The organism is Arthrobacter sp. Hiyo1, from assembly GCF_001263615.2.
Taxonomy (GTDB): domain Bacteria; phylum Actinomycetota; class Actinomycetes; order Actinomycetales; family Micrococcaceae; genus Arthrobacter.
Map to the genome: position 1 here is coordinate 240,784 of NZ_DF952469.1, position 4,228 is coordinate 245,011.

Consider the following 4,228-nt stretch of genomic DNA (forward strand, 5'->3'; position numbering starts at 1 on the left):
CATCAAGGCCTCCGCGCCCTCCGCGACAAGCGGGCCAGCCTGCCCACCAAGAAGCACGGAAACATCCCCCTGTGAGCGTCGAACAGAACCCAGGCTCCGGGCCCGGTTCCACGGACGCGGTGCCCGCCGAGCCCTTGCTTTCGGTGGTCAAGGGAGACCCGACGCCGGAAGAGCTCGCGGCGCTTGCCGCCGTCGTCGCCTCCCTTGGAGCGTCCGAGGAAGCCGAAGCTCCAAAACCGAGCACGCGGCACTGGCTGCGCCGGCAGCAACTGCGCATGGATCCCACACCGGGTCCAGGCGCCTGGAAGCGCAGCCGGGGCTGAGTTTTGTGGTCACCCAACCGACTCGCATTTAATGCCGTTTTGAAGGCCCAGAACGACATTAAATGCGAGCAAGTTGGGTTGGCGGCCGGATCTTCTGCAACAACCCTTTCATAAGGCGCCTGGACGCGGTTAGGCTCGTGGGGTGACTACCTCTAACACAGCTCCGGCACGCCTCCAGACTGCCATCGACGCGGTCGCCGATGCCTACACGGACGCCCTTCTTGCCCTCAACCCGAGCCTCGCCACCACCCTCGGCCTGCCCGGACACGAAACCGAATACCAGGATTTCTCGCCCTCAGGCGCCGCGGCCTTCGCCAAGGCAGCACGGGACACCCTCGACGAGCTCGCCACCCTCGAACCCACGGACGCCTCCGACGTCGTCACGCTGGACGCGATGCGGGAACGGCTCGGCCTGGCGATTGAGATCCACGAGTCCGGCTGGGACGCCGCGGACCTGAACAATATCGAATCTCCCGCCCAAACCATCCGCGCGATCTTCGACCTTATGCCCACCGACACGGCCGAACACTGGGAGCACATCGCCGGCCGCGCTGCCAACGTTGCGGAAGCGATCGACGGGTACATCGTTTCCCTTCGCTCGGCGAAGGACGCAGGGAAAGTCTCCGCGGCCCGCCAAGTCAAGATCGTCATCGAACAGACCAGCAAATACGCGGCCGAAGACGGCTTCTTCGCCAAGCTCGCCGCCGAAGCCACCATCGACGGCCAGCCGCTGCCGGCGGAACTGCAGGAAAAGCTCGACGCCGGTGCCGCCGTCGCGCGCTCCGCTTACTTGCGTCTTGCCGCCTTCCTCGAAGCGGAACTTCTGCCCTTTGCTCCCGAAAAGGACGCCGTGGGCCGCGAACGCTACGCACTGGCCTCACGCTTGTTCCTTGGCGCAACCGTGGACCTCGAGGAAACATACGCCTGGGGCGTGCAGGAACTCGAGCGGCTCATTGCCGAACAGGAACAGGTGGCCGAGCAAATCAAGCCCAGCGCGTCCATCGAGGAAGCCAAAGCCATCCTCGACAACGATCCCGCACGGCAAATCAAGGGCACCGACGCCCTCAAAGCCTGGATGCAGGAACTCTCAGACCGGGCAGTGTCCGAATTGGCCGACGTCCACTTCGACATCCCGGACATCATGAAGACGCTCGAATGCCGCATCGCCCCCACGGACGAAGGCGGCATCTACTACACGGGCCCTTCGGACGACTTCTCCCGGCCAGGCCGCATGTGGTGGTCCGTCCCCGCCGGCGAAGACACCTTCACCACCTGGGCCGAAACCACCACAGTGTTCCACGAAGGCGTCCCCGGCCACCACCTCCAGGTGGCCACCGCCGTCTACCGCCGCGAGCTCCTCAACAACTGGCGGCGGAACGTCTGCTGGGTGTCCGGGCACGGCGAAGGCTGGGCACTCTATGCAGAAAAGCTCATGCTCGAGCTCGGCTACCTCAAGGACCCGGGCGACCACATGGGCATGCTGGACATGCAGCGCATGCGCGCGGCCCGCGTGGTGTTCGATATCGGCGTCCACCTCGAGCTGGAAGTTCCGGAACGCTGGGGCAGCGGTACCTGGACCTCGGAGAAGGGCTTCGAATTCCTCAAGGCCAACCTCCCCATCAGCGCGGGCCAGCTCCAGTTCGAATTCACCCGCTACCTCGGATGGCCGGGGCAGGCTCCGTCGTACAAGGTGGGGCAACGGCTGTGGGAAGAAATCCGGGCTGAACTCGAACGCCGCGACGGATTCGACTTGAAGTCCTTCCACACGGATGCCCTGAACATCGGCTCTGTCGGCCTGGATACGCTTCGCCGGGCGCTGCTCGGGTGACCCAACTGACTCGCATTTGTTGTCGTTTTGGAGGCTCATAACGACAACAAATGCGAGTCAGATGGGCTGAGACGTACGAGACATTCCCCACATTCTGTCCGGGAATAACTTCATAAATGGGTGGATTGGCGGCGAATTCGCGGGCCTTTTTTGGGAGTGGGTCGAATGTGAGACCGTAACATTTCTCAACGTCGGGTCGCGGTGGTATTTTTCGGGGCCTAGTTTGTTCCGGTGAGCAATTCATCCAACACTTTGACTTCCGCCGGAAAGACTTCGTCCCGGCTTCCCAAGTGGGCAACGTCCTTCGGCGTCCAGATCATCGCGGCCCTCGTGATCGGCCTGGCCCTCGGCCTCCTGGCCAAAGCCACCGGCAGCACCACGAAAGCTCCCAACGGGCTCGGCGCCACGCTGCAGACCATCGGCTCGAGCTACGTCTCGCTGCTGCAGACCGCCGTCGTGCCCTTGATCTTCACAGCCGTGGTGAGCTCCATCGCGAACCTGCGCCAAGTGTCCAATGCCGCGAAATTGGCGTGGAACACTCTGCTCTGGTTCGCCATCACTTCACTCATCGCCGTGACGATCGGCATCGGACTTGGAGTGCTCTTGCAGCCAGGCTCCGGCACCGGCATCACCAAGAAGGCCGAGTACGCCGGAAAGACCGGCGACTGGTGGGCGTTCCTGACAGGTCTTTTCCCCAAGAACTTCCTGGGCCTGGGAGCGAGCACCACCGTCACGGACGGCGTCGCCAGCACGTCGATCACCTTCAACGTGCTGCAGATCCTGGTGATCGCCATCGCCGTCGGCGTCGCAGCCCTCAAGGTGGGCAAGCAGGCCGAACCATTCCTGAACCTCAACGCTTCCGCCCTGGCCGTCATCCAGAAGGTCCTCTGGTGGATCATCCGCATTGCCCCGCTGGGCACCATCGGCCTGATCGGCAACGCAGTGGCCGTCTACGGGTGGGACACCATCGGTTCGCTCGGCAAGTTCACGGTGGCCATCTACGCGGGCCTCGCCCTGGTGCTGTTCGTCGTCTACCCCATCCTGGTCAAGACCCATGGACTGTCCGTCAAGCAGTACTTCTCGGGCGTGTGGCCCGCCGTGCAGTTGGCATTCGTCTCACGTTCCTCGATCGGCACGCTGCCGCTCACGCAGCGCGTCACCGAACGCAACCTGGGCGTCCCCCAGGGTTACGCGTCCTTCGCCGTGCCACTCGGCGCCACCACCAAGATGGACGGTTGCGCCGCCATCTACCCGGCCGTCGCCGCGATCTTCGTTGCCCAGTTCTTCGGCATCAACCTGGACTTCAGCCAGTACTTGCTGATCGTGGTGGTTTCCGTCCTTGGTTCCGCGGCAACGGCAGGCACCACGGGCGCCGTCGTCATGCTCACGCTGACACTTTCCACGCTGGGACTGCCGCTCGCCGGCGTCGGACTCCTCCTGGCGATCGACCCCATCCTGGACATGGGCCGCACGGCCGTCAACGTGGCAGGACAGGCGCTGGTTCCGGCCATCGTCGCCAAGCGGCAGGGAATCCTGGACGAATCGCTCTACAACGCGCCCCGCAAGGGAACGGCATTCGCGGCCGAGGGTGAGTCCCCGGAGGCATCCGAGGAGGCCCGCGAGCTCGCTGGCGCCAAAGCCTAGCGACGGCACATCGTCGCGCGGACAAATCCCCGGGGGCCAGTTCAAAATGCCCCGGGGATTTGTCCTTTTAACGGGGTGGATTCTGGATAGGCTCTGTCCATGCTCATAGTCACCTCAAACAAGATTCCGGGCCACAAGATCGACGCCGTCTTCGGCGAAGTCATGGGCCTCACCGTCCGCTCACGGGATATCGGCGCCCAGGTAATGGCCGGCTTCCGTTCCCTCGGCGGCGGCGAGCTGCCCGAAATGACCAAGGCGCTCTATGAGAGCCGCCAGGAAGTCATGGCCCGCATGGTCAACGAGGCACAGCAGCGCGGTGCCAACGCAATCGTCGCGATGCGCTTCGACACGTCCGAGATGGGCGGCAACTGGACCGAAGTGTGCGCCTACGGGACTGCCGTTTTCGCCATTCCCCTGGCCGAAGGCGAGCCAG

4 protein-coding genes are annotated in these 4,228 nt (G+C 64.0%); all 4 read left to right on the forward strand.

What is annotated here, in order from left to right:
* Positions 1 to 71 precede the first annotated feature (71 nt).
* Positions 72 to 323 carry an acyl-CoA carboxylase subunit epsilon gene (locus AHiyo1_RS05705; RefSeq protein WP_059387894.1) on the forward strand — a complete coding sequence of 84 codons (252 nt, stop codon included), beginning with the start codon at positions 72 to 74 and terminating at the stop codon, positions 321 to 323.
* A 142-nt stretch (positions 324 to 465) separates the two neighbouring features.
* Positions 466 to 2,151, forward strand: a complete 1,686-nt coding sequence (locus AHiyo1_RS05710; RefSeq protein WP_059387895.1) for a DUF885 domain-containing protein — start codon at positions 466 to 468, stop codon at positions 2,149 to 2,151.
* 231 nt (positions 2,152 to 2,382) lie between these two features.
* A complete protein-coding gene (locus tag AHiyo1_RS05715) occupies positions 2,383 to 3,795 on the forward strand; it encodes a dicarboxylate/amino acid:cation symporter (protein ID WP_059387896.1) in 1,413 nt (470 codons plus the stop codon).
* Positions 3,796 to 3,894: 99 nt separating this feature from the next.
* A partial coding sequence (locus AHiyo1_RS05720; RefSeq protein ID WP_059387897.1) for a YbjQ family protein occupies positions 3,895 to 4,228 on the forward strand: 334 nt, incomplete at its 3' end.